This window comes from Streptomyces sp. CLCI03, assembly GCF_053615355.1.
In genome coordinates, this window is record NZ_CM132132.1 from 4,839,966 (window position 1) to 4,865,485 (window position 25,520).

General features: G+C 72.1%; 18 protein-coding genes and 1 riboswitch. Of the genes, 15 read left to right on the forward strand and 3 right to left on the reverse strand.

All coding sequences use genetic code 11. From position 1 onward, the window contains the following. Positions 1–77 precede the first annotated feature (77 nt). Complete coding sequence (gene mfd / locus ACWG52_RS22425; protein WP_389815617.1) at positions 78–3,608, forward strand: transcription-repair coupling factor; 3,531 nt, start codon at positions 78–80, stop codon at positions 3,606–3,608. A gap of 89 nt (positions 3,609–3,697) precedes the next feature. Here the strand turns inward: mfd and ACWG52_RS22430 are convergent, their stop codons facing one another. After that, positions 3,698–4,411, reverse strand: a complete 714-nt coding sequence (locus ACWG52_RS22430; protein ID WP_389815614.1) for a hypothetical protein — start codon at positions 4,409–4,411, stop codon at positions 3,698–3,700. Between the two features lie 215 nt (positions 4,412–4,626). On the opposite strand from ACWG52_RS22430, the gene ACWG52_RS22435 reads away from it, so the two are divergent. The 3 genes from ACWG52_RS22435 (at position 4,627) to ACWG52_RS22445 (ending at position 8,957) form a co-directional block, all read left to right on the forward strand. Next, positions 4,627–6,687, forward strand: coding sequence for a class I SAM-dependent DNA methyltransferase (locus ACWG52_RS22435; protein ID WP_389815612.1), 2,061 nt, complete (start codon positions 4,627–4,629; stop codon positions 6,685–6,687). Positions 6,688–6,855: 168 nt separating this feature from the next. Then, positions 6,856–7,452 (forward strand): hypothetical protein, encoded by a 597-nt coding sequence (locus tag ACWG52_RS22440; RefSeq protein WP_390169140.1) that lies wholly within the window; start codon positions 6,856–6,858, stop codon positions 7,450–7,452. Further along, a complete protein-coding gene (locus ACWG52_RS22445) occupies positions 7,449–8,957 on the forward strand; it encodes a protein kinase domain-containing protein (RefSeq protein WP_389815608.1) in 1,509 nt (502 codons plus the stop codon). Before ACWG52_RS22440 ends, ACWG52_RS22445 begins: the two co-directional genes overlap by 4 nt. Here the strand turns inward: ACWG52_RS22445 and ACWG52_RS22450 are convergent. Then, complete coding sequence (locus ACWG52_RS22450; protein ID WP_453125732.1) at positions 8,941–11,373, reverse strand: YfhO family protein; 2,433 nt, start codon at positions 11,371–11,373, stop codon at positions 8,941–8,943. The genes ACWG52_RS22445 and ACWG52_RS22450 overlap by 17 nt on opposite strands. A gap of 277 nt (positions 11,374–11,650) precedes the next feature. Between ACWG52_RS22450 and ACWG52_RS22455 the strand changes: the two genes are divergently transcribed. Together ACWG52_RS22455 and ACWG52_RS22460 are read left to right on the forward strand one after the other, a co-directional pair. After that, positions 11,651–12,274: a SurA N-terminal domain-containing protein gene (locus ACWG52_RS22455; RefSeq protein ID WP_390169144.1), complete on the forward strand. Its 624-nt coding sequence runs from the start codon at positions 11,651–11,653 to the stop codon at positions 12,272–12,274. 54 nt (positions 12,275–12,328) lie between these two features. After that, positions 12,329–13,372 carry a nucleoside triphosphate pyrophosphohydrolase gene (locus ACWG52_RS22460; RefSeq protein WP_390169146.1) on the forward strand — a complete coding sequence of 348 codons (1,044 nt, stop codon included), beginning with the start codon at positions 12,329–12,331 and terminating at the stop codon, positions 13,370–13,372. 81 nt (positions 13,373–13,453) lie between these two features. Here the strand turns inward: ACWG52_RS22460 and ACWG52_RS22465 are convergent, their stop codons facing one another. Continuing rightward, positions 13,454–14,665, reverse strand: coding sequence for a globin domain-containing protein (locus ACWG52_RS22465; protein WP_390140724.1), 1,212 nt, complete (start codon positions 14,663–14,665; stop codon positions 13,454–13,456). Positions 14,666–14,780: 115 nt separating this feature from the next. Between ACWG52_RS22465 and ACWG52_RS22470 the strand changes: the two genes are divergently transcribed. From ACWG52_RS22470 to ACWG52_RS22510, 9 genes are all read left to right on the forward strand, one after another. After that, positions 14,781–16,067, forward strand: a complete 1,287-nt coding sequence (locus tag ACWG52_RS22470) for a cytochrome P450 family protein (RefSeq protein ID WP_389815597.1) — start codon at positions 14,781–14,783, stop codon at positions 16,065–16,067. A gap of 103 nt (positions 16,068–16,170) precedes the next feature. Continuing rightward, positions 16,171–17,187 (forward strand): transglycosylase family protein, encoded by a 1,017-nt coding sequence (locus tag ACWG52_RS22475; protein ID WP_453125735.1) that lies wholly within the window; start codon positions 16,171–16,173, stop codon positions 17,185–17,187. A 276-nt stretch (positions 17,188–17,463) separates the two neighbouring features. Continuing rightward, positions 17,464–17,637, forward strand: a riboswitch (cyclic di-AMP (ydaO/yuaA leader). A gap of 3 nt (positions 17,638–17,640) precedes the next feature. After that, a complete protein-coding gene (locus ACWG52_RS22480; protein ID WP_389815592.1) occupies positions 17,641–18,363 on the forward strand; it encodes a transglycosylase family protein in 723 nt (240 codons plus the stop codon). A gap of 292 nt (positions 18,364–18,655) precedes the next feature. Further along, complete coding sequence (gene eno, locus ACWG52_RS22485) at positions 18,656–19,936, forward strand: phosphopyruvate hydratase (protein WP_030763520.1); 1,281 nt, start codon at positions 18,656–18,658, stop codon at positions 19,934–19,936. 99 nt (positions 19,937–20,035) lie between these two features. Beyond that, positions 20,036–20,524, forward strand: a complete 489-nt coding sequence (locus tag ACWG52_RS22490) for an FtsB family cell division protein (RefSeq protein ID WP_030763523.1) — start codon at positions 20,036–20,038, stop codon at positions 20,522–20,524. 72 nt (positions 20,525–20,596) lie between these two features. Further along, a complete protein-coding gene (locus tag ACWG52_RS22495) occupies positions 20,597–21,163 on the forward strand; it encodes a DUF501 domain-containing protein (protein WP_033222694.1) in 567 nt (188 codons plus the stop codon). Continuing rightward, positions 21,160–22,101, forward strand: coding sequence for a Ppx/GppA phosphatase family protein (locus ACWG52_RS22500; protein ID WP_386226961.1), 942 nt, complete (start codon positions 21,160–21,162; stop codon positions 22,099–22,101). The genes ACWG52_RS22495 and ACWG52_RS22500 overlap by 4 nt, the downstream gene beginning before the upstream one ends. A gap of 401 nt (positions 22,102–22,502) precedes the next feature. Further along, positions 22,503–23,885, forward strand: a complete 1,383-nt coding sequence (locus ACWG52_RS22505) for an NAD(P)/FAD-dependent oxidoreductase (protein WP_375939406.1) — start codon at positions 22,503–22,505, stop codon at positions 23,883–23,885. 177 nt (positions 23,886–24,062) lie between these two features. Beyond that, positions 24,063–25,472 (forward strand): class I SAM-dependent methyltransferase, encoded by a 1,410-nt coding sequence (locus ACWG52_RS22510; protein WP_389815585.1) that lies wholly within the window; start codon positions 24,063–24,065, stop codon positions 25,470–25,472. The last annotated feature ends 48 nt before the right edge of the window (positions 25,473–25,520 follow it).

Sequence of the window (25,520 nt, forward strand, 5' to 3'; positions counted from 1 at the left end):
GGGCCCTTCGCGTTGCCCGCTCCGCACCCCCGCACCTTTCACAGCCCCAGAACTTCACCGGACGGAAAGCCTCTTTCATGAGCCTGCACGGACTGCTCGACGCCGTCACCCGTGATGCCGCCCTCGCCGAGGCGGTCACCGCGGCCGGGGACGGCAAGCGCATGCACGTGGACCTGGTCGGCCCCGCCGCCGCGCGGCCCTTCGCGATCGCCGCGCTGGCCCGGCGGACCGGGCGGACCGTCCTGGCGGTCACCGCCACCGGGCGCGAGGCCGAGGACCTGGCCGCGGCGCTGCGCTCGCTGCTGCCCCCCGACGAGGTCGTGGACTACCCGTCCTGGGAGACGCTCCCGCACGAGCGGCTCAGCCCGCGCAGCGACACCATGGGCCGTCGGCTCGCCGTCCTGCGCCGCCTCGTGCACCCGAGCGAGGACGACCCGGCCGCCGGTCCCGTGAGCGTGCTCGTCGCACCCATCCGCTCCGTGCTCCAGCCGCAGGTCAAGGGGCTCGGGGACCTGGTCCCGGTCAGCCTGCGCCAAGGCGGCGGCGCCGACCTCGGGGAGATCACCGAGGCGCTGGCGGCCGCCGCGTACGCGCGGGTCGAGCTCGTCGAGAAGCGCGGGGAGTTCGCCGTGCGCGGCGGCATCCTCGACGTGTTCCCGCCCACCGAGGAACACCCGCTGCGCATCGAGTTCTGGGGTGACGAGGTCGAGGAGATCCGCTACTTCAAGGTCGCCGACCAGCGTTCCCTGGAGATCGCCGAGCACGGGCTGTGGGCCCCGCCCTGCCGCGAGCTGCTGCTGACCGACGCGGTACGGGAGCGGGCCGCGGCCCTCGCCGAGGCCCACCCCGAGCTCGGCGAGCTGCTCCACAAGATCGCTGAGGGGATCGCCGTGGAGGGCATGGAGTCCCTCGCCCCGGTCCTCGTCGACGAGATGGAACTGCTGATCGACGTCCTGCCCGCCGGGTCGATGGCCGTGGTCTGCGACCCGGAGCGGGTCCGCACCCGGGCCGCCGACCTCGTGGCCACCAGCCAGGAGTTCCTGATGGCCTCCTGGGCGGCCACCGCGGGCGGCGGCGAGGCCCCCATCGACGTCGGTGCCGCCTCCCTGCGCGGGATCGCCGACGTCCGCGACCGGGCCCGCGAGCTGGACATGATGTGGTGGTCGGTGTCCCCCTTCGCCGCCGACGAGAGCGCCGGCGGCGACACCCTCAAGCTCGGCATGCACGCCCCGGAGGCCTACCGCGGCGACACCGCCCGGGCGCTGGCCGACACCAAGGGCTGGATCGCCGACGGCTGGCACACCGTCTACCTCACCGAGGGCCACGGCCCGGCCGCCCGTACGGTCGAGGTGCTCGGCGGCGAGGGCATCGCGGCCCGGCTGGAGCCGGAACTGCGTGCCCTGGAGCCGAGCCTGGTCCACGTCGCCTGCGGTTCGATCGACAACGGATTCGTCGACCCGGTGCTGCGCCTTGCCGTCCTCACCGAGACCGACCTGACCGGCCAGCGCACCGCCACCAAGGACCTCGGCCGGATGCCGACCCGGCGCCGCAAGACGATCGACCCGCTGACCCTGGAGGCCGGCGACTACATCGTCCACGAGCAGCACGGCGTGGGCCGTTACGTCGAGATGGTCCAGCGCACGGTCCAGGGCGCCACCCGCGAGTACCTGCTCGTCGAGTACGCGCCGGCCAAGCGCGGGCAGCCCGGCGACCGGCTCTACATCCCCACCGACCAGCTGGAGCAGGTCACCAAGTACGTCGGTGGCGAGGCCCCGACCCTGCACCGGCTCGGCGGCGCCGACTGGACCAAGACCAAGGCGCGCGCGAAGAAGGCGGTCAAGGAGATCGCCGCCGACCTCATCAAGCTCTACAGCGCGCGTATGGCGGCCCCCGGCCACACCTTCGGCCCGGACACCCCCTGGCAGCGCGAGCTGGAGGACGCCTTCCCGTACGCGGAGACGCCCGACCAGCTCACCACCATCGCCGAGGTCAAGGAGGACATGGAGAAGTCCGTCCCGATGGACCGGCTGATCTGCGGCGACGTCGGTTACGGCAAGACCGAGATCGCTGTGAGAGCCGCATTCAAGGCGGTCCAGGACGGCAAGCAGGTCGCCGTCCTCGTCCCGACGACCCTCCTCGTGCAGCAGCACTTCGGCACCTTCTCCGAGCGCTACAGCCAGTTCCCCGTCAAGGTGAAGGCGCTCTCGCGGTTCCAGAGCGAGAGCGAGTCCAAGGCCACCCTGGAGGGCCTGCGCGAAGGCTCGGTGGACGTGGTCATCGGTACCCACCGGCTGTTCTCGCAGGAGACCCGGTTCAAGGACCTGGGCCTGGTCATCGTCGACGAGGAGCAGCGGTTCGGCGTGGAGCACAAGGAGCAGCTGAAGAAGCTCCGCGCCAACGTCGACGTGCTCACGATGTCCGCGACCCCGATCCCGCGCACCCTGGAGATGGCGGTGACCGGCATCCGCGAGATGTCGACGATCACCACCCCGCCGGAGGAGCGGCACCCGGTGCTCACCTTCGTCGGCCCGTACGAGGAGAAGCAGATCGGGGCGGCCATCCGCCGTGAGCTGCTGCGCGAAGGCCAGTGCTTCTACATCCACAACCGGGTGGAGTCCATCGACCGGGCGGCCGCCAAGCTGCGCGAGATCGTGCCCGAGGCGCGGATCGCGACGGCCCACGGCCAGATGTCGGAGCAGGCGCTGGAGCAGGTCGTCGTCGACTTCTGGGAGAAGAAGTTCGACGTGCTCGTCTCGACCACGATCGTCGAGTCGGGCATCGACATCTCCAACGCCAACACCCTGATCGTGGAGCGCGGCGACAACTTCGGCCTGAGCCAGCTGCACCAGCTGCGCGGCCGCGTGGGGCGTGGCCGCGAGCGCGGGTACGCGTACTTCCTGTACCCGCCGGAGAAGCCGCTGACGGAGACCGCGCACGAGCGCCTCGCGACGATCGCCCAGCACACCGAGATGGGCGCCGGCATGTACGTGGCGATGAAGGACCTGGAGATCCGCGGCGCGGGCAATCTGCTCGGCGGCGAGCAGTCCGGTCATATCGCGGGCGTCGGCTTCGACCTCTACATCCGCATGGTCGGCGAGGCCGTGGCCGACTACCGGGCCGCGGTCGAGGGCGGCGTGGAGGAGGAGCCGCCGCTGGAGGTCAAGATCGAGCTGCCGGTCGACGCGCACGTCCCGCACGACTACGCGCCGGGCGAGCGGCTGCGTCTGCAGGCGTACCGGTCCATCGCCTCCGCCACCTCCGAGGCCGACATCAAGGCGGTACGGGAGGAGCTCACCGACCGCTACGGCAAGCTGCCGGAGCCGGTGGAGAATCTGCTGCTGGTGGCCGGGCTGCGGATGCTGGCCCGGGCCTGCGGGGTCGGGGACATCACCCTCCAGGGCAACAACGTCCGGTTCGGGCCGGTGGAGTTGCGCGAGTCGCAGGAGCTGCGGCTCAAGCGGCTCTATCCGGGGACGGTGCTCAAGCCCGCCACCTCGCAGGTGCTGGTCCCGCGCCCCAAGGCGGGCAAGATCGGCGGCAAGCCGGTGGTCGGGCGGGAACTGCTGGCCTGGACGGGGGAGTTCCTCACCACCATCCTCGGCTCGTAGGAGCCGGAGCGCCCCGGGGGGTGACGACGGGAACGGCCGTGGCCGGGGACCTCACAGGTCCCCGGCCACGGCCGTTCCGCGTCCCCGGCTCAGCCCGGCTGGTCGGCGTCGATGACGTCCTTGCCGGTCGGCGCCTCGGTGTTCACCGGCTTGTCGAAGCCGCTGAAGGAGACCTCGGCCGGCTCCTTGCCGGTGATGCTCGCCTTGAGCAGGTAGGGCTTGCCCTCGGTGGCCACCTGCAGGGTCTCGGTGCCCTCGTCGGTCTTCGTGGTCAGGGTGAGGGCCTTCTGGCCGTCGACCGAGGTGACCTTGCCCTTCTCGGCGCCCTTGCTGTCGTCGAACTCCTTGAGGAGCTCGTCCAGGTCGCAGAGGGAGGCGAGGTCCTTCGAGTCGGCGTCCGAGGCCTTCGACTTCAGCCAGTGGCCGGCCAGCTGCTTGATCGCCTCGTCCGCCTCCGCCTTGGGCAGGTCCTTCATCTGGGAGCGGTAGAAGGGCTCGTCCGCCTTGATGAACACGAACTCGGAGGCGCGGAGCATCTCGAAGGAGCCGTCCTGGCCGGCGATCGTGCCCCGGCAGTCGCCGGACTTGCTGACGGCCATGTTCAGCTCCAGCGGCTTGCCGTCGTCCCAGACCTTGCCGCTGACGGTGAGCGAGGCGGCGCCCCGCAGGGCGTCCACGGACTTGTCCGCCACCTCGGAACCGGTCAGGTCCGCGAACGGGCCGGACGCGAAGCATCCGGTGAGGCCGAGGGTGGCGGCGCAGGCGAGGGCGGCGGTGACGGTGAAGCGGTGAGCGGTGCGCATGGGGACTCTCTAGGGCTTCTGGAAGGTGGGGGTAAAGGAAGATTAAAGGAGAAGCGGAAGATTGTATTCCGTCTGCGGTGGATCCCGGCAGTCCGGCGGGTGATGGCGTGCCGATCAGAGCAGATTCTTGTGAACCGAGTCAACATGCTTCTCAGGGATTCTTGAGTTCACGCTGTGAATCGGTCTCTCCGGTGTGAGCGGGTAAGCTCCCCGGCATGCCCGAGGAGAACGCCGCCGCAGAGGTCACCGCCGCAGAGGTCGCGGCGGCCGAGGTCACCGCCGCCGAGGTCGCCCGCCTGGCCGGCGTCGGCCGCGCGGCCGTCAGCAACTGGCGGCGCCGCCACGCCGACTTCCCCAAGCCCGTCGGCGGCACCGAGACCAGCCCCTCCTTCTCCCTGGACGAGGTGGAGCACTGGCTGCGCGCCCAGGGCAAGCTCGCCGAGGTCCCGCTGCGCGAACGCGTCTGGCAGCAGATCGCCGCCCACCCCGGCGGGGCCGTCGTCGCCCTCGTCCAGGCGGGCGGCGCCCTCCTCGTCGTACGGGACCGGCCCACCGACTGGCTGGAGCTGACCGCCGTCTCCGACGCCCGCATGGCCACCCTGCTGCGGCCCGTCCTCGACCGGGCGCTCGACGCCCGCCTCGGGCCGGGCCACGCGCTCGCCGAGATCCCGCTGCGCCCGGCCGCCATGCCGCTGCTGCGGGCCACCGCCGAACTCGCCGCCGAACTCGGGGCCCGCCAGGCCTTCGAGTTCCTCCTCGGGCGCCACCTCGACGCCAACCCCCGCCAGTACACGCTCACCCCGGACGGCCTCGCCGCTCTGATGGCCGCCCTCGCCGGACCTGCCGTCCGCACCGTCCTCGACCCCGCCTGCGGCACCGGCACCCTGCTGCGGGCCGTCCGCGGCGCCACCGCCCTGTACGCGCAGGACTCCGCGCCCGAACTCGCCGCCCTCGCCGCCCTGCGCCTCGCCCTGAACGGAACGCCCCAGGTCCGCGCCGCCGCCGCCGACAGCCTGCGGGCCGACGCCTTCGCCCAGGACACCGTCGACGCCGTGCTCTGCCACCCGCCGTTCAACGAACGCGCCTGGGGCCACGAGGAACTGGCCTACGACCCGCGCTGGGAGTACGGCTTCCCGGCCCGCACCGAATCCGAACTCGCCTGGGTCCAGCACGCCCTGGCCCACCTGCGCGAGGGCGGCACCGCCGTCCTGCTGATGCCGCCCGCCGTCGCCGCCCGCCGCTCCGGCCGCCGCATCCGCGCCGACCTGCTGCGCCGCGGCGCGCTGCGCGCCGTCGTCGCGCTCCCGGCCGGCGCGGCGCCCCCCTACGGGATCCCCCTGCACCTGTGGGTGCTGCGCCGACCCGCCCCGCACGCGGCGCCCCCGGCCGGGCTGCTGCTCATCGACACCGCGGCCCTCGCCTCCGACGACCGGCCCCGTTCCGCCTGGCCCGCCGTGCACGAAGCGGTGCAGGACGCCTGGAGCGCGTACGACCGCACCGGCTCGGTGGCGCAGGCGCCGGGCGTCAGCCGCGTCGTCCCCGTCATCGAGCTGCTGGACGACGACGTGGACCTCACCCCCGCCCGCCACCTGCCCCCGCCGACCGCCGGGGGCGGCCCGGCCGAGCTGACCGCCGTACGGGAGCGGCTCGGCGAGACCCTCGGCCGGGCCGCCCGGCTCACCCCGCCCGCCGCGGCGGCGCCCGCCGGCGGTACGGTCCGGCCGCCCATGACCACCGTCGGCGAACTGGCCCGCGCCGGAGCCCTGGAACTGCACACCGGCACCGGCGGCGGCACCGGCTCGGCTCCCGTCCTCACCGAACAGGACGTCTTCACCGGGTCCGGCCCCACCGGCACCCTGGCGCCCACCGCCGACGAGCCCGTGCTCACCGCCCCCGGCGACGTCCTCGTCCCCCTCGTCGGCGGCGCCGCGATCGCCCGCGTCGTCGACGAGGCCACCGCCGGCGCGGTACCCGGCCGCGGCCTGGCCCTGCTGCGCCCGGACCCGGCCGCCCTCGACCCGTGGTTCCTGGCCGGATTCCTGCGCGGCACCGCCAACACCCGCCGCGCCAGCAGCCACGCCTCCACCGCCACCCGGCTCGACGTCCGCAGGCTCCGACTGCCCCGGCTGCCCCTGGCGCAGCAACAGGGCTACGGGCTGCGCTTCCGGGCGCTCGCCGAGTTCGAGGACGCGCTACGGCTCGCGGCGCGGCTCGGCGAACAACTCGTCCAGGGTTTCCACGACGGCCTCTCCGACGGCACGGTCACGCCGGAGTGAACAGCCGTGCAGCGAGCGTGCAACGGTTGCGCGCATCCCCTCACCCCTGGCCGGGAACGCTGTATACCCTCAGACCCGAAACCTCTTCCGCACGGCCCGTCAGGAGCAGCGATGCACGGCCCCGGCCTTCCGCCGCAGCACGGCCCCCAGTCCGATTCCGGGGGTGTGATGGCATTGCGCGTGGTGTTCGTGCTGCTGCCCATCCTCAGCTGCGGCTTCCTCGCCTGGGGTTCCCTGCTGCGGCTCGCCCTGGTCACCCGCAAATCCCGTGACTGGACGCTGATGGTGGTCAGCGGCGTGCTGGCCGTCGTGTGGATGACGCTCATCCAGATCGACCCCACCCCCGACGTCAACGGCTGGCAGGGCAACCTGGGCGCCGGCGGCTCGATCTTCAGCGGACTCGCGATCTGCGTGTACTTCCTCGTCGCCGACATCAAGCACCACGAGGCCCGGCGCACCGCCCCGACCGCGCAGTGGTACCCGACGCAGTCCGCCCCGTACACCCACCCGCAGTCCTCCGGGCCCGCCTACGGATACCCGCCCGCCACCGCCACCACCCGGCCCTCCACCCCGACGTCGACCCCGACCCCGACGCCGGTCCCCGCGCCCCCGCAGGTGCCGCCGCAGCCGACCCCGCCCCCGCGCATCGGGCAGGTCCGCGCCGAACTCGACGAGCTCAGCGAGCTGCTGCGCAAGCAGACCCCGCCGACCGGCGGCCCCCGCACCGACCCCCACCAGACCCCGTTCCAGGACCCGCACCAGTGACCGACCGGCTCATCGGCGACCGCTACCAGCTCGCGACCGTCCTCGGCCAGGGCGGCATGGGTCAGGTCTGGACCGCCTACGACCGGCGCCTCGACCGCCGCGTCGCCGTCAAACTGCTGCGCCCGGACAAGGTCGCCGGCCCCGGCACGGTCGCCGAGGAGCTGCGCCGCCGCTTCGTCCGCGAGTGCCGGGTCACCGCGCAGGTCGACCACCCCGGCCTGGTCACCGTGCACGACGCGGGCAGCGACGGCGACGAACTCTTCCTCGTCATGGGCTACGTGGAGGGCGCCGACCTCGCCGACCACCTCGCCGAGCACGACCCCTACCCCTGGCAGTGGGCGGTCGCCGTCGTCGCGCAGCTGTGCTCGGTCCTGTCGGCCGTGCACGCGGTGCCGATCGTGCACCGGGACCTGAAGCCGCGCAACGTGATGGTCCGCCCGGACGGCACCGTGCTCGTCCTGGACCTCGGCGTGGCCTCGGTGATGGACACCGACACCACCCGCCTCACCAGCACCGGCTCGCCCATCGGCAGCCCCGCCTACATGGCCCCCGAGCAGGCCATGGGCGGCGCCGTGGGCCCGTACACCGACCTGTACGCCCTCGGCGTGCTGCTCTACGAACTCCTCACCGGCAACGTCCCCTTCGCCGGGTCCACCGCTCTCGGAGTCCTGCACCGCCACCTGTACGAGCCCCCGGTCCCGGTCCGCCAGATACGCCCGGAGATCCCGCCGGATCTGGAGAAGCTCCTGCTCCACCTCCTCGCCAAGGACCCGCAGGACCGGCCCTCCTCGGCCCAGGAGGTCTACGAGGCCCTGGCCCCGCTGCTGCCCGCCCGCGACAGCCGCACCCCGTCCGGCCCGCTCGACCCGACCCGGCCCTTCCTGCGCCCGCAGGCCCCCTGGCCGGACCGGGCCGCGGTCGTCCCCCCGCGGCCGAGCACCCCGCCCGCGCCGCCCAAGGCCGACGTCCCCGGCGCCGTGGACGAGGCCCGCAAGGCGCTGGACGAGGGCCGGCTCACCCAGGCCGTGGACATCCTCGGCGGCATCCTCCCGGCGGCGGCCGCCGAGCACGGGGAGCACTCCCCGGTGGTCCGCTCCCTGCGCAAGCAGTACGCCGCCACGCTCATGGACGACGGCCAGTACCGGCGCGCCCTGCCGGAACTGCGCCGCCTCGCCGACGAGTTCCCGGCCGGGGACCCCCAGTCGCTGCGCTTCCGCTACGACTCGGCCCAGTGCCTGGAGCAACTCGGCGAGCCGGCCGCCGCCCTGGCGGAGTACCGCTCGCTGCTCCCGTTCTTCGAGAACCACTACGCCAACCCGGATCCGGGCCTGCCGCTGGAGGTCCGCCGGCGGATCGCCCACCTGCTGCTCTCCCTCGGCGACCGCCAGGCGGCCCACGACACCCTGGCCCGGCTGCTGTTCGACGCCGAACGGCTGCACGGCCCGGCCCACCCCTTCCCGGCCGAGATCCGCCGCACCCTGCACTGGCTCAGCCAGGTGCGCTGACCGGCCGGGCCCGTACCCGCAGAGCCGTGATCAGCACGATCCCCAGCGCGCCCGCCGCGACCGCCACCCCCGGGACCAGGCCCGGCGGGCGGAACACGCAACTCACCGTGGTCGTGCCGGGCGAGATAGGGATCGCCACCAGACCCAGGTGGTCGGTGGCCGGGCGGCCGTCGCAGGTCCAGCCGGCGATCGCGGGGACCGACAGGACCGCCGTGCCGGTCGCGCCCGGCGGGAGCGTGGCGTGGACCTCGGACGGACCGACCCGGACCGAGGTCGCGGACGTTGCCCGCAGGCCGGCCACCGCGCGGTCGAGCCGCGCCCGGTCCAGGCAGGCGAGGGTCCACCGCGGCGGCGGGGCCGCGTCGAAGACCAGGGCCGAGGAGCCCCCGCGGGAGGGGCCCAGCGGCTGGAGCGCCGCCCGGTTGCGCGGGGCGTTGCCGTTCAGGCGGAAGGCGGGGCCGTCCGCGAGGCGGGCCGTCGCGTTGTACTCCGGGGCCCACAGGTAGGCCTCCGTGCCCGCGCGGCAGACGCCGGGCGCGAGCGGGTCCTCGTACACCCGGGCGCCCAGCAGCAGCTCCTGGTTGGCGAAGGGGGAGTCGTCGGCGTAGGAGAGGGCGGCGCCGGGTGGACGGGTCGTCACCAGCGGGGGCACCTCGGCGCGCCGCACCGTGCCGTCGGGCCGCAGCCGGGCGCCGACCGCGAAGACGGCGTCCGTCACCGGGTTGTCGATGCTCTGGACGTTGCGTCCGCGCGAGGTCCAGCCCGCCCCGAGCGCGACCATCGTGCGGGTGAACACGTCGGGAGTGTGGCTGCTGTAGTACGAGCCGCCCTCCCCGCCGAGCAGCAGCGGATCGTTGCCCGTCAGAGCGGGCCGGCCCGGGTCGGTGCGGTAAGCGGGCCAGCCCTCGGCGGCGGCCAGGGCCTCGGCGCGCGCGGTGTGCGCCGGCCCCCAGGACGGGTAGTCGTCCAGGCCGCCCAGCTTGCCCCGGTGGCCGTAGGCGATGGTGGCGGCGGCCTGCGTCAGCAGGACCAGCGCGAGCACCCCGGCAGCCGGCCACGCGAGGCGGCGGTGGCGCAGCGCCCACCAGGCCGCGGCCGCGAGCGCCAGCCCGCCGCCGAACAGCGCGTAGCCCGCCGCCGTCACCAGCGGGCTGTCGTACGCCCACAGCGCGGCCCCCGCCAGGACGCCCGCACCCGCCACCAGCGCCGGCGGCCGCGGCAGACCGGCGGCCAGTCCGGTCCAGGCGGCGATCACGGCGATCCCCGCCAGTACGAAGGTCTGCCGGTACGGGCTTCCGTTCGGGGTGGCGAACAGGTGCCAGGCCAGGTGGGTGGGCGCCCACTGGAGGGAGAGCCCCACGGCCACGGTCAGTCCCGCCCAAGCCAGCCGGGTGCGGGCGGGGACCACCCGGTGGAAGGGCAGGGCGGCCACCAGCAGCAGCGTTCCGGTGCCCACGAACACGGCGGGGGAGGAGAAGGAGTAGGTGCCCGGCAGCAGCCGCGCGAACAGGTCGGCCGCGGAGACCGGCCGGAACTCCTTGACCCACCCCGGGTACGCCTGCCCGGAACTGAGGAAGAGGGGAAGGAGCACGGGCGCCGCGAGCGCGATCCCGAGCACGGTCGTGCCGGCGCCCCGCGCGATCACCGACAACCGGACGCGCACGCCCTCCCGGGTGAGCACCACCCGCACCAGCAGCACCAGGGCCGCGCCCAGCGTCGCCATGTAGGCCGTGTAGAAGTTCGCCGTCCAACAGACCGCGACGACCAGCGGCGCGAGCAGGATCCGGCGCCCGCGCAAGGCCCATTCACCGGTCAGGCACAGCAGCGGGAAGGCGATCAGCCCGTCCAGCCACATCGGGTTGTAGGCGGCCTCGATCACCGACCAGCCGCACAGCGCGTACGAGGCCCCGAGCAGCCCGGCCGCCCACCAGGGCCCGCGGCGCTGCGTGCGCAACAGCCAGGTCATCGCCGCCGCGGCGGCCGCCGTCCTGACCACGGTGACGACGTACACGGCGAGGTCGATGTCCGCACGCGGGAAGAGCCCGACGAGGACGGCGAAGGGGCTGGTCAGATAGGTGCCCAGGTCCGGCAGGAAACTCATGCCGTATCCGGAGCGCCAGTTGAACAGCAGCCCGCCCTCGGCCCGGCCGTGCAGCAGGTCCCACAGCTGCGCGTGGAAGGGGACGAACTGGTTGCCGAGGTCGTTGACGCTGCGGTGGCGCGCTCCGTAGGGGAACACGCGGGCGGCGGCGTCCCCGGCGCACACGGCCACCGTCGTGAGCAGGGCGGCGAGCGCCGAGCCGAGCAGACTCCGGCGGCGCGGTGAGGGGCGCAGGGACGGGCGCGGCGAGCGACGGGGTGCGGGACGCGGCGGGGTACGCGGCACGGGGCGCGGCGAGCGGTGCGTTGTCGACATGGTGGGGCGACCTTGGCAGTGCCGGGTGACCGAAGGATGGCCTCAGGGTTGCCGATGGCCGATCCGGCCGTCCCCGGACCGCGAGGTCCCCCGGACGGGTGACGGGTGGCGCGCCGGACCCCCGGAAGCCCGCCGACTCGCCTATGAACGGTGCGTGTTCGGTCCGCGCGCGAATCGTTGGTCGAACCAGTGGTCCGGATCACCGTGACCTCATAACATCGATCACCGCACGGCCCTTTGTGCACCGACGCACAATCTCCCGGCCCTGGAGGCTCCTTTGCACCGTCGCACAGCGCTCTCCGTATCCGCCGCCCTGCTGGTGGCGGCGCCCCTGCTGTCCGCCTGCTCGGGCGAACCGCGCCCCGGCACCGCGGCCGTCGTGGGCGGCGAACGGATCACCACCTCCGCGCTCCAGGCCCAGGTGAACGACGTCCGAGCGGCGCAGAACCGTTCCGGGCAGGCCGCCGCCGAACTCATCGCGAGCACCCCCCACCTGGAACGGCAGAAGCTCGACGCCCTCCTCCAGAGCCGGATCATCGACAAGATGGCCGACACCGCGGGGCTCACCGCCACCCAGAAGGACATCGAGGACGAACGCAAGGCGTACGTCGAGGAGAACGGCGGCAACGAGCAGTTCGAGGCACTGCTCCTGCACAAGGGGGCCATGGCCCCCGGCCAGGTCGACCGCTTCCTCCGCGACCGGGTGCTCCTCACCGCGCTCACCGCCAAGTACGGAGCCGGGAAGCTGGAGGAGCCGGCCCGCGCCGCCGTCGAGGCCCTCCACATCGAGGTGAACCCGCGCTACGGCGTCTGGGACGCCAAGGAGATCAAGCTCGGCACCGGGCAGACGCCCTGGATCAACCAGCGGACGCGCCCCGAGGCGGCTCCCGCCGGGGCCTGACGCCCCGGGGTCCCCCAGGCCCGGGGGCCGGCCCGGCGGAGGTAGGTTCGGAGGGTGACCGACCACTCCGAACCCACCGCCACCCCCGACGCCGACGAGCCCACGGGCCGCATCGTCCTGCTGACCACCAGCCACCGGGTCGCCCCCGGGGTGCTGTCCTGGCCGGCGTGGCAGACCCTGCACGCCGCGGACCGGGTGCTGTGCGCCGACCCCGGCCACCCGCAGCTGCCGTACCTGCGGGAGGCCGGCATCGAGGTCGCGTTCGAGAGCCCGGACGCGCACGCGCTGGTCGAGGCCTGTGCGGGCGGCCGCACCGTCGTCGTGCTCCCGGGCGGCGAGGGCGACCAGCGGCTCACCGACGGGCTGGCCCGGCTGGCCGGCTCGGGCCGGGTCTCCATGCCCGACCTGGAACTCCTGCCGGGCTCGTACGACCTGCCGGGCGCCCGCCTGCTCGACCTGGTCCAGGTGATGGACCGGGTCCGGCGCGAGTGCCCGTGGACCTCCCGGCAGACCCACCGGGGCCTGGCCAAGTACGCGATCGAGGAGGCGTACGAGCTGGTCGAGGCCATCGAGGACGGGGACCGCGAAGAGCTGCGCGAGGAGCTCGGAGACGTACTGCTCCAGGTGGTCTTCCACGCCCGGATCGCCGAGGAGGCCGGCGGAGACGGCGGGGACGACGAGGACGACGAGGGCGCGAACGAGGCCTTCTCCATCGACGACGTAGCCGGGGCGCTCGTCACGAAGCTGATCCACCGGCACCCGCACGTCTTCGGCGACGCGAAGGCCGAGACCCCGGAGGACGTCAGCGCGCACTGGCAGCGCACCAAGGCGGTGGAGAAGCGGCGCGCGTCGGTCACCGACGGGATCCCGGTGGGCCAGCCCGGTCTGGCGCTCGCGGCCAAGCTCGCGGGCCGGGCCCGTACGGGCGGCGTGGCCGTGGAACTGCCCCGCGGCGAGGGCATCGGGTACGAACTGCTGGAGCTGGCGGCGCGCGCCGAGGCGGCGGGGATCGACCCCGAGACCGCGCTGCGCGCGGCGGCCCGCGCCTACCGGGACGCGATCCGGGCGGCCGAGGGCCTCACGGAGCCGGGCGAGTAGCGAGCGACCCCTCCGTTCGGGCCAGGGCCTGTCTTTCGGATCATGCCGGGCCCGCGGCCGGCCTGATCCAAAAGACAGGCCCTAGTACTCCCTCGGCGCGCGGGCCGAGGGGTCGAGCCAGTGGGGCGCCGGGCGGTCCAGGAACCACTCGCCGAAGCCCAGGGGGCGCTCCCCGTAGCCGTGGCCGTGGGCCGGTACCGCGTCGTGGAAGAGGCGGCCGGGGCGGGCGCCCAGTTCGCGGAGCAGGTGGGCGGTCTCGTCGACGAACTGCGGCGGACCGCTCAGATAGACGTCCTGGTCCGGCCACAGGCCCCGGTGGCCGAGCGCGGTCGCGAGCCGGTCGGTGGCCTGGTTGCGGTGCTGCCCGGGGGCGGGCGTGATGTAGGTGACGGCGAGCCAGCCGCAGCGGGCGGCGTACGCGTCGATGAGCGGGCGGTCGTAGAGGTGCGCGCCGTCCCGCGCGACCACGAAGAGCCGTACGTCCTGATCGGGAGGGCGCTCCGCGAGGTCCTCCAGCAGGGCCCGGATCGGCGCCCAGCCGGTGCCGGCGGCGATCAGGCTGACCGGTCGGTCCTCGCGGCGGAAGGTCAGCTGCCCGCCGGCGGCGCCGAGCCGCACCATGTCGCCCGGCCGGGTCTCGCGGACCAGGGTGGTGCTCAGCCGGCCCTGGTCGACCCGGCTGACGTGCAGGTCGAGGGTGCCGTCGGGGCGGGGGGCGTTGCCGATGGAGTAGGTGCGCCAGGTCGTCGGGAGGCGCCGGCTGCTCACGCTCGTGTACTGGCCGGGGAGATAGGGGAAGGGGGCGTGCGGCCGGAGCGTCAGGACGCCTATGTCCGTCCCGTACTGAAGGTGGCGTACGACCTCCGCGTCCCACCACGGCGGGTCCACGCCGGAGTCGGCGCCGGCCGTCATCGCGTCGGCCATCACCTGGTAGGCCTCGGCCCAGGCCTTCTCGACGGACGGGGTCCAGGCCGAGCCGGAGGTCTCCGCGAGCGCGGCGAGCAGGCTGGCGCCGACGGCCGCGTAGTGCTCGGGGCGGACCAGGAACTTGCGGTGGTCGCGTCCCAGGTCGCGCAGGTAGGGGCCGAGGGTCTCGTCGTCGAGGTGGGCGATCACGTGGGTGAGCGCGGCGAAGAGCCGGTCCCGCTGGCGTTCCATGTCGTGGAGGGAGTCCGGGAAGAGGGCGCGGACCGAGGGGTTGTGCCAGAAGAGGTGGGAGTAGAAGAACTTGACGGCGTGCTCGGCCCGTCGCTCCACCACCGCGAAACTGCTCTTCAAGATCCTGACGTCCACAAAACCGAAAGTAGGAATGCCGGAGAAGTTCAGGTCAAGAGATGGACGATCTACGGACAGCCGCGACGAACCACCCATATCGGATGGGGGTTCGGTGCCGGGATACGGTCATCAGGTGCACGAGCAGACCTCCGGAACCCCCGCCGAGACCCCCGCCGACACCCCTTCCGCCGAGGGTCCCACCCTCTTCGACTGGGAGTTCGCGACCGACCCCTACCCGGCCTACGCCTGGTTGCGCGAGCACTCCCCGGTGCACCGCACCAAGCTGCCCAGCGGGGTCGAGGCCTGGCTCGTCACCCGGTACGCCGATGCCCGTCAGGCCCTCGCCGACCAGCGGCTCAGCAAGAATCCGGCGCACCACGCGGAGCCGGCGCACGCCAAGGGCAAGACCGGGATCCCGGGGGAGCGCAAGGCCGAGCTGATGACGCACCTGCTCAACATCGACCCGCCGGACCACACCCGGCTGCGGCGGCTGGTGTCGAAGGCGTTCACCCCCCGCAGGGTCGCCGAGTTCGCCCCCCGGGTGCAGGCGCTCACCGATCACCTGATCGACGCCTTCGCGGCGAAAGGTGAGGCCGATCTCATTCACGAGTTCGCCTTCCCGCTCCCCATCTACGCCATCTGCGAGATGCTCGGGGTCCCGCGCGAGGACCAGGACGACTTCCGCGACTGGGCGGGCATGATGATCCGCCACGGTGGTGGTCCGCGCGGCGGAGTGGCCCGGTCGGTCAAGCAGATGCGGACCTACCTCGGTGAACTCATTCACCGTAAAAGGGATGATCTGGGCGACGATCTGATCTCCGACCTGATCCGGGCGAGCGATCACGGGGACCATCTGACGGAGGGTGAGGCCACCGCCATGGCCTTCATCCTGCTTTTCGCCGGTTTCGAGACCACCGTGAACCTCATCGGCAACGGGGTCCACTCCCTCTTCATGAACCCCGAGCAGCGCGAGCGCCTCCAGTTCTCCCTCGCCGCCGGGGAGAGCGAACTACTGGCCACCGGGGTCGAGGAACTGCTGCGGTACGACGGCCCGGTGGAACTCGCCACCTGGCGGTTCGCCACCGAGGCGCTGACCCTCGGCGGCATGCGGATCGAGGCGGGTGATCCGGTTCTGGTGGTCCTCGCGGCCGCCGATCGGGATCCGGAGCGCTTCGCGGAGCCGGACACGCTCGACCTCTCCCGGACCGACAACCAGCACCTCGGGTACGGTCACGGCATCCACTACTGCCTCGGCGCTCCGCTCGCCCGGCTCGAAGGGCAGACCGCGCTCGCGACTTTGCTGACGCGTCTACCTGATCTGGAACTGGCTGTTCCGCCTCAAGACCTGCGCTGGCGCGGGGGGTTGATCATGCGAGGGCTACGTACTCTTCCCGTTCGATTCGCGGCTCAAAACACTTGAGCGAAAACTGATTAAAAGTCAGATCCGACTTGAACTTGTGACAATCGTTCGAAGGCCGCTAGGTTCTGCCGTTACCTAGCTGTTATGCGAAAGGTGATCCTTCATGCTCTCCGGGAACGGCCGTCACAGACGCCCCCGCCAGGTCCCCGCGCTGGTCGTCACAGCCGGTGTCACTGGCTCCGCGTTGGCCATGCCACTGCTGGCCGCCACCAGCGCCACCGCCGCCGACACGTCCACGTGGGACAAGGTCGCCGAGTGCGAGAGCGGTGGCTCCTGGAGCGCCAACTTCGGCAGCGGCGCCTACGGCGGACTCCAGTTCACCCAGGAGGAGTGGCAGAGCGCCGGCGGTCTCGAGTTCGCCGAGCGCCCCGACCTGGCGAGCCGCTCCCAGCAGATCGCGGTGGCCGAGCGGGTGCTCGGCTCCACGGGGCCGCAGGCGTGGCCGCTGTGCGCGGCCTCGGCCGGCCTGGTCAAGGAGAGCCCCGCCGCACAGGTGGACCCCGGTCTGCCCGGCGGTCAGGGCTCGGTCGCTCCCGCGCCGTCCCGTCCGGACGAAGCCGTTCCGTCGGCCGGTGGTGGCAAGCCGTCCACGGACTACGGGTCCCCGACCCCGGCCCCGTCCGGCACCCCGTTCCTGATTCCCGACGCCCCGTCCATCGGACTGCCCGTCATGCCCGCGCCGGACGTCCCGACGACGCCTCCGGTCGAACCGACGGCTCCGGTCCGGCCGGGCGACCCGACCGGTACGCCGACCCCCGTCGACCCGACGCGGCCGGCGGACCCGACCACGCCGCCCACCACCGCGCCCGTCACGCCGGGGCTGCCCCCGGTCGACCCGACGGCCCCTGCGAACCCGGAGGTCCCGCAGACCACCGGTGCCACTCCGGTCGAGGGCAACGGCAAGCACCGCGGTGCGCCGGAGACCGGGCCTTCGGCCCTGCCTGACGTCTCGTCGAACCCCGTCTACACGGTCCAGGCGGGCGACAGCCTGGCGACCATCGCGGTTGCCAAGGGCGTAAAGGGGGGCTGGAACGGTCTCTACCAGGCCAATGAGCAAGTCATCGGCGAGGACGCCGACCTCATCAAGCCCGGCCAGAATCTGGATCTAACCACCCAATAAGGACAGTTCAGTTATCCGGAAAGAGTTGAATGTCGGATTTCTGTAAGTGAGACATGTGTCTCTTCCGGTCAACTGGCGTGTCTCACCCGGGGCATTGCGCAAACCCTGCCCTCACCTGCGCAAACACCCCTGTGAGGGACGCAAGTAGGGGTCGTTTCTCCCCGATGTTGCTCGTTGAACATCGGGGAGAGACCTGTCTACCTTCTGAATCGCTCGCCACCGCGAGCTCCTTCGACCGCATCGCCGAATCCTGCCGGCGGACGGAGGGAACAGTCGTCGCGTCAAGCGCCGAAGGCAGGAGCGGGGGAACCAAGGTAGGTGCCGGGAGCGGCCGTCGAGAAGACGGTCACGCCACCGGCTTGGGGTCAAGACGTGCGCTAGGTCGCACGGCCGGGCAACTCACTCGCCCGAACCCGACAGCTCACCTCGTAGGCGTCGGTGAGGAGAAACTCCATGCTGCTTTCCGGCAAGGGCAAGCACCGTCGCGGTACTGCAATCGAGCGGTCTGTCCGGATCGTCACGCTCGCCGGTGTCGCCGGTGTGGCCGTGGCCGCCCCCCTGATGGCCGCGGGCACCGCCAGCGCCGCCACCTCGTCCGAGTGGGACAAGGTCGCGCAGTGCGAGTCCGGTGGCAACTGGGCCATCAACACGGGCAACGGCTACTACGGCGGCCTGCAGTTCTCGCCCTCCACGTGGTCCGGCTTCGGCGGCAAGTCCTACGCCCCGCAGGCCAACCAGGCCACCAAGGCACAGCAGATAGCCGTCGCCGAGAAGGTCCTCAAGACCCAGGGCAAGGGTGCCTGGCCGTCCTGCGGCAAGGGCCTGTCGAACTCCTCCTACACCGGTGGCGGCGCCGAGACCCCGGCCTCCAAGCCGCAGTCGAAGCCCAAGGCCGAGACCAAGAAGACCGAGACCAAGAAGACCGAGACCAAGGCCGCGCCGAAGCAGGAGACCAAGCGTCCCGCGGCTCCGACCACCCGCTCCGAGCGCGCCGAGGCCCCGGTCGCGCCGAAGACCGGCAACGGCTCGTACGAGGTCAAGTCGGGCGACACCCTGGGCACCATCGCCGAGGCCAACGGCGTCAAGGGCGGCTGGCAGAAGCTGTTCGAGCTGAACAAGGACATCGTCTCGGACGCCGACCTGATCTTCCCGGGCCAGAAGCTGAAGCTCAGCTGAACACCGCGGTGAAGCCGCGCGAACATCTACGCGGCGTCAGCTGACCCCGTGCAGGATGTCCACCGCCCGGCGCGTGCCCCACGCGCCGGGCGGTGCCGCGTCCGCCTCCCGAAACCCGATGATCAAGCGACTCTATGTCCCGGAAGAGGGGTATTCGGTCCCTTTTTCGTCCCAGGGTCCGGGCGGTCGGGCGGCCCAGTGCCCGGAGCCGGTTAGGCTCTAGGCGGCAAGGCCATCCCACGGCCTGACATGCCACCGCACACTCAGCGTCACATCCCAGAAGGAGATGCTCGTGCCGTCCATCGACGTCGTCGTAGCCCGGGAAATCCTGGACTCCCGAGGCAACCCCACGGTCGAGGTCGAGGTGGGCCTCGACGATGGCAGCACCGGCCGTGCTGCAGTTCCGTCCGGCGCCTCCACCGGTGCATTCGAGGCCATCGAGCTGCGTGACGGTGACCCCGACCGTTACTTCGGCAAGGGTGTCGAGAAGGCCGTCCTCGCCGTCATCGAGCAGATCGGCCCGGAGCTCGTCGGCTACGACGCCACCGAGCAGCGTCTGATCGACCAGGCCATGTTCGACCTGGACGCCACCGACAACAAGGGCTCGCTCGGCGCCAACGCCATCCTCGGCGTGTCCCTGGCCGTCGCGCACGCCGCGTCCGAGGCCTCGGACCTTCCGCTCTTCCGCTACCTCGGCGGTCCGAACGCGCACCTGCTGCCCGTTCCGATGATGAACATCCTCAACGGTGGGTCGCACGCCGACTCCAACGTGGACATCCAGGAGTTCATGATCGCCCCCATCGGCGCGGAGTCCTTCTCCGAGGCGCTGCGTTGGGGTGCCGAGGTCTACCACACCCTCAAGAAGGTCCTGCACACCAAGGGCCTCTCCACCGGCCTGGGCGACGAGGGCGGCTTCGCCCCGAACCTGGAGTCGAACCGCGCCGCGCTCGACCTCATCATCGAGGCCATCAAGCAGGCCGGCTACACCCCGGGCACGGACATCGCGCTCGCGCTCGACGTCGCCGCGTCCGAGTTCTACAAGGACGGCCAGTACGAGTTCGAGGGCAAGTCCCGCTCGGCCGCCGAGATGACCGACTACTACGCCGAGCTCGTCGAGGCGTACCCGCTCGTCTCCATCGAGGACCCGCTGTTCGAGGACGACTGGGACGGCTGGAAGACCATCACCGACCGCCTCGGCGCGAAGGTCCAGATCGTCGGTGACGACCTGTTCGTCACCAACCCGGAGCGTCTGGCCCGCGGTATCGAGGAGGGCTCCGCGAACGCCCTGCTCGTGAAGGTGAACCAGATCGGTTCGCTGACCGAGACCCTGGACGCCGTCGAGATGGCCCAGCGCAACGGCTTCAAGTGCATGATGTCCCACCGTTCCGGTGAGACCGAGGACGTCACCATCGCCGACCTCGCCGTCGCCGTGAACTGCGGTCAGATCAAGACCGGCGCCCCGGCCCGCTCGGACCGTGTCGCCAAGTACAACCAGCTGCTGCGCATCGAGGAGATCCTCGACGACGCCGCGGTGTACGCGGGCCGCTCCGCCTTCCCGCGCTTCAAGGGCTAATCACCCCCCTGAGGGGCTGGCCTCCGTACGTCCCCGCACTCGGTCCCGTACCGTGTGCGGGGACGTATTGCGTAGTGCGTACCTAGGGGAGGCGGACCAATGGCCGGGAACCGGGATCGGTTCTCCACCTTCTCCACCGCGACCAGGCTCAAGCAGCTCGGGGAGCGGACCGCCGCCCACGTCTACCGGTCGCAGTCGCGGCGTCAGGTCCGCCGCAGCCGGCTCACCGGCCGCGCCGCGCTCCTGGTGCTCGTCCTCTGTACGCTGGTCGTCGCCCTCGCGTACCCGATGCGCCAGTACGTCTCCCAGCGCTCGGAGATCGCGAAGCAGCAGCGGGCCGCCGCGGCCGCGCGGGACCGCCTGGAGCGGCTCCGCGACGAGAAGGCCCGCTGGCAGGACGACGCCTACGCGGAGCAGCAGGCGCGCAAGCACCTGCACTTCCTGCGCCCGGGGGAGATCGGCTACATCATGAGCGACCCCGGGGCCCAGCCCCCGCAGCCGCACCGCACCGGTCAAGCCGGCTCCGACCGCCCCTGGTACTCCAACGTCTGGGACGGCGTCGACAAGGCCGACCGCCCCGGCGAGTGATCCGGCCCGCAGGGCCGAAGCACCACAGCACCGCAGCACCCATCCACGAGAACGAAGAGACTTCCTCCAGGCATGCAGACGCCCCCGCCCCAGACCGACCGGACCGAGCCGACCGACGCGGACATCGAGGCGTTCGAGCAGCAGCTCGGCCGCCCGCCGCGCGGGCTGCGCGCCATCGCGCACCGCTGCCCCTGCGGGCAGCCGGACGTGGTGGAGACCGCCCCGCGGCTCCCCGACGGCACCCCCTTCCCGACGCTGTACTACCTGACGTGCCCGCGCGCGGCCTCCGCGATCGGCACGCTGGAGGCGAACGGCGTGATGAAGGAGATGCAGGCCCGGCTCGCCGAGGACAAGGAACTGGCCGCCGCCTACCAGGCCGCCCACGAGGACTACATCCAGCGGCGCGACGCCATCGAGGTGCTCCAGGGCTTCCCGAGCGCCGGCGGCATGCCGGACCGGGTGAAGTGCCTGCACGTGCTGGTCGGCCACTCCCTGGCCGCCGGCCCCGGGGTGAACCCGTTCGGCGACGAGGCCCTCGCCATGCTGCCGGAGTGGTGGGCCAAGGGCGCCTGCGTCGTGCCGTGCGGGGAGAAGAAGACGGACGAGAAGGAGACGGGCGAGAAGGAGTCGGGCGCGTGACCCGGGTCGCCGCCGTCGACTGCGGTACGAACTCCATCCGGCTGCTCGTGGCGGACTGCGACCCGGCCACCGGCGAGCTGATCGAGCTCGACCGCCGGATGACGATCGTCCGGCTGGGCCAGGGCGTGGACCGGACCGGCCGGTTGGCCCCGGAGGCGCTGGAGCGCACCTTCGCCGCCTGCCGCGAGTACGCGGGAGTGATCAAGGAGTTCGGCGCGGAGCGGGTGCGCTTCGTGGCGACCTCCGCCTCCCGGGACGCCGAGAACCGGGCGGACTTCGTCCGGGGGGTCCTCGACATCCTGGGTGTCGAGCCCGAGGTGATCTCCGGTGAGCAGGAGGCGGAGTTCTCCTTCACCGGCGCCACCAAGGAGCTCACGGCGCACGAGCACCTGGAGCGGCCGTTCCTGGTGGTGGACATCGGCGGCGGCTCGACCGAGTTCGTGGTCGGCGAGGAGCACGTACGGGCCGCCCGGTCCGTGGACATCGGCTGCGTCCGGATGACCGAGCGGCACCTGGTGGTGGACGGGGTCGTCACCGACCCGCCGACCGCGGAGCAGGTCGCCGCGATCCGGGCCGACATCGAGGCGGCGCTGGACCTGGCCGCCGAGAGCGTCCCGCTGGCCGAGGCGCGCACGCTGGTCGGCCTGGCCGGCTCGGTGACCACGGTCGCCGGGATCGCGCTGGAGCTGCCGGCGTACGAATCGTCCGCGATCCACCACTCCCGGATCTCCTACGAGCAGGTGCGCGCGATCAGTGAGCGCATGTTGACGCAGACGCACGCCGAGCGCGCGGCGATCCCCGTGATGCACGCGGGCCGGGTGGACGTGATCGGCGCGGGCGCGCTGGTGCTTCTGGCGATCATGGAGCGCATCGGCGCTTCCGAGGTTGTCGTGTCGGAGCACGACATCCTCGATGGAATCGCTTGGTCGATCGCCTGAACGACCTTCGAAGCAGGTTGTGAGGGGCTGTCGCGGGGCCGTTGGACCCGTGATCCACATTAAGTTCGTGAAGTTCTTCACAAGGAAAAAGGGTCTGTGAGGCCGGCGGAAGGGTCCTTTGGGGCCCTCCGGGGCCCCGCAGGCCCTTTTTCGCGTGCGTTCGTGCGATCGACGGAGGCGACGGGATCCGCGTCAGAGGTATGGACGAAGCCCTGTGGTCCAGTCCGCTTTCGGCCTTGGAGGCCAGTTCAGGACGGGTGAACAACGACTCCGGACGTCTTCTGGTTCCCATCGTGCGTCATGACCTCCGTCACGTGGGCGGCGGAGTGTAGCAGAGGGTCTCTCAGTCCTTGTGAAGGGGCTCACGAGCGACACCCCTTTGGGTGCTGGATACTCGTTCCATGAGCACCACGGAGCGTCCCAGGATCCTCGTTGTAGGAGGTGGGTACGTAGGCCTGTACGCAGCCAAGCGCATCATGAAGAAGATGCGCTACGGCGAGGCGACCGTCACGGTCGTCGACCCGCGCTCGTACATGACCTACCAGCCCTTCCTCCCTGAAGTGGCCGCAGGCAGCATCTCGCCTCGGCACGTCGTCGTCCCGCTGCGACGCGTGCTGCCCAAGGCAGAGGTTCTCACCGGCCGGGTCACCAGCATCGACCAGGACCGCAAGGTCGCCGTCGTCACGCCGCTCGTCGGCGAGGCGTACGAGCTGCCCTTCGACTACCTGGTGATCGCGCTCGGCGCCGTCTCCCGCACCTTCCCGATCCCCGGCCTCGCCGAACAGGGCATCGGTATGAAGGGCGTCGAAGAGGGCATCGGCCTGCGCAACCACGTCCTTGAGCAGCTCGACAAGGCCGAGTCCACGACGGACGAGAACGTCCGCCGCAAGGCCCTCACCTTCGTCTTCGTCGGCGGCGGCTTCGCCGGTGCGGAGACCATCGGCGAGGTCGAGGACATGGCTCGGGACGCCGCGAAGTACTACTCCACGATCAAGCGCGAGGACATGCGCTTCATCCTGGTCGACGCGGCCGACAAGATCCTTCCCGAGGTCGGGCCCAAGCTCGGCACCTGGGGCAAGGAGCACCTTGAGTCCCGCGGCATCGAGATCTACCTCAACACCTCCATGGACTCCTGCGTGGACGGCCACGTGGTGCTGAAGAACGGCCTTGAGGTCGACTCCAACACCATCGTGTGGACCGCCGGCGTCAAGCCGAACCCGGTGCTGGCCCGCTACGGCCTGCCGCTGGGCCCCCGCGGCCACGTGGACGCCCAGCCGACCCTCCAGGTCACGGGCACGGACTACATCTGGACCGCCGGCGACAACGCCCAGGTTCCGGACATCGCCTCCCGCAAGGCCGGTGTCGAGAACGCCTGGTGCCCGCCGAACGCCCAGCACGCGCTGCGCCAGGCCAAGGTCCTCGGCGACAACGTCATCTCGGGCATGCGGGGCTTCCCGCAGGCCGAGTACTCGCACTCCAACAAGGGTGCGGTGGCGGGCCTCGGCCTCCACAAGGGCGTCGCGATGATCGTCATGGGCAAGACGAAGATCAAGCTCAAGGGCCGGCTGGCCTGGTACATGCACCGTGGCTACCACGGCATGGCCATGCCGACCTGGAACCGCAAGATCCGCGTCTTCGCCGACTGGACCCTCGCGATGTTCCTCAAGCGCGAGGTCGTCTCCCTCGGTGCGCTGGAGACTCCCCGCGAGGAGTTCTACGAGGCCGCCAAGCCGGCGCCGGCTCCGGCCGCCGCCGCCGCCCCGGCCGCGAAGGCCAAGGCCTGACCGGTGTGACCGGCAGGACCTGAGCTCCACCTGCTCCCTTGCTCCATCCGCTTCACCTGTACGACCTGTACGACCCCGAAGGGGCCGCCCGCCATCCGTGGTGCGGGCGGCCCCTTCGGCGTACCCGGGGTCAGGGATGGGTAGACGGAGGGGTCGGAGCTTTTGTGGAGGTGCGCCATGACCGACGCCGCGCCGCGGCTCGCCGTTGTTGCCGAGACCCTGCTGGGTGCCCCGCTGCCGGTACGTCTGCGGGCCTGGGACGGCAGCGAGGCCGGCCCGCCCGACGGCCCCGTACTCGTCATCCACGACCGCCGCGCCCTGCGGCGGATGCTCTGGAGGCCCGGCGAGCTGGGGCTGGCCCGAGCCTGGGTGGCAGGCGAACTGACGGTCGAAGGCAATCTGTTCGACCTGCTGGACCGGGTGGCGGGCCTGCTGTGGGAACGCGGGCCGGACCAGCCGCCCGTCGGCCCCACCGTCTCCACCGCCCAGGGCGGTCCCGGACCGTTCGCGACCCTCACCGGCCTCGCGCGCCGCGCCGGGCTCCCCGCCCTCTCCGACCTCCCGGGGGCACGGTGGCGCGACGCCGCCCACCGGGCCGCCGCGCGCGAGCTGATCGCCCTCGCCGGACCGCTGCCCCCACCCCCGCCCCCCGCCGAGGAGGCGGCCTCCAGGCGGGGCGGAGCCCGCCACAGCAAGGGCCGCGACCGCCGGGCCGTCAGCCACCACTACGACGTCGGCAACGACTTCTACGAGCGGGTCCTGGGCCCGTCCATGGTGTACTCCTGCGCCTACTGGAGCCCCGGCTCCACCCTGGCCCGGGCCCAGCACGACAAGCTCGACCTGGTCTGCCGCAAGCTCGCCCTGCGCCCCGGGGACCGGCTGCTCGACGTCGGCTGCGGCTGGGGCTCCATGGCGCTGCACGCGGCCCGCGAGTACGGCGTCCGGGTCACCGGCGTCACGCTCTCCCGCGAGCAGGCCGTGTACGCCCGTAAACGGGTCGCCGACGAGGGACTGACCGACCTGGTGGACATCCGGATCCAGGACTACCGGGACGTCAAGGACGGCCCGTACGAGGCCATCTCCTCCATCGGGATGGCCGAACACGTCGGAGCCGACCGCTACCGGGACTACGCGCGCACCCTGCACGCCCTGCTGCGTCCCGGCGGGCGGCTGCTGAACCATCAGATCGCCCGCCGGCCGGAACCCGACGAGGAGGCGTACCGGATCGACGAGTTCATCGACGCCTACGTCTTCCCCGACGGCGAGCTCTCGCCGCTCGGCACCACCGTCGGCGAACTGGAGCGGGCCGGCTTCGAGGTCCGTGACGTCGAGGCGCTGCGCGAGCACTACGGGCTGACCCTGCGGGCCTGGGTGGCCCGGCTGGAGGAGCACTGGGCGGAGGCGGTACGGCTGACCTCGCCCGGGCGGGCCCGGGTCTGGCAGCTCTACATGGCGGCCTGCGCGTTGGGCTTCGAGCGGGGCCGGCTCGGGGTCAACCAGGTGCTCGCGGTACGGCCCACGGCGGCCGGGGACGCCCGGCTGCCCCTGCGGCTGCGGACCTGGGACGCGGAAGCAGAAACGGTCTAGCAAGGAGGACATGGACGCGGAAGGGCCCCGGGCATCGCCCGGGGCCCT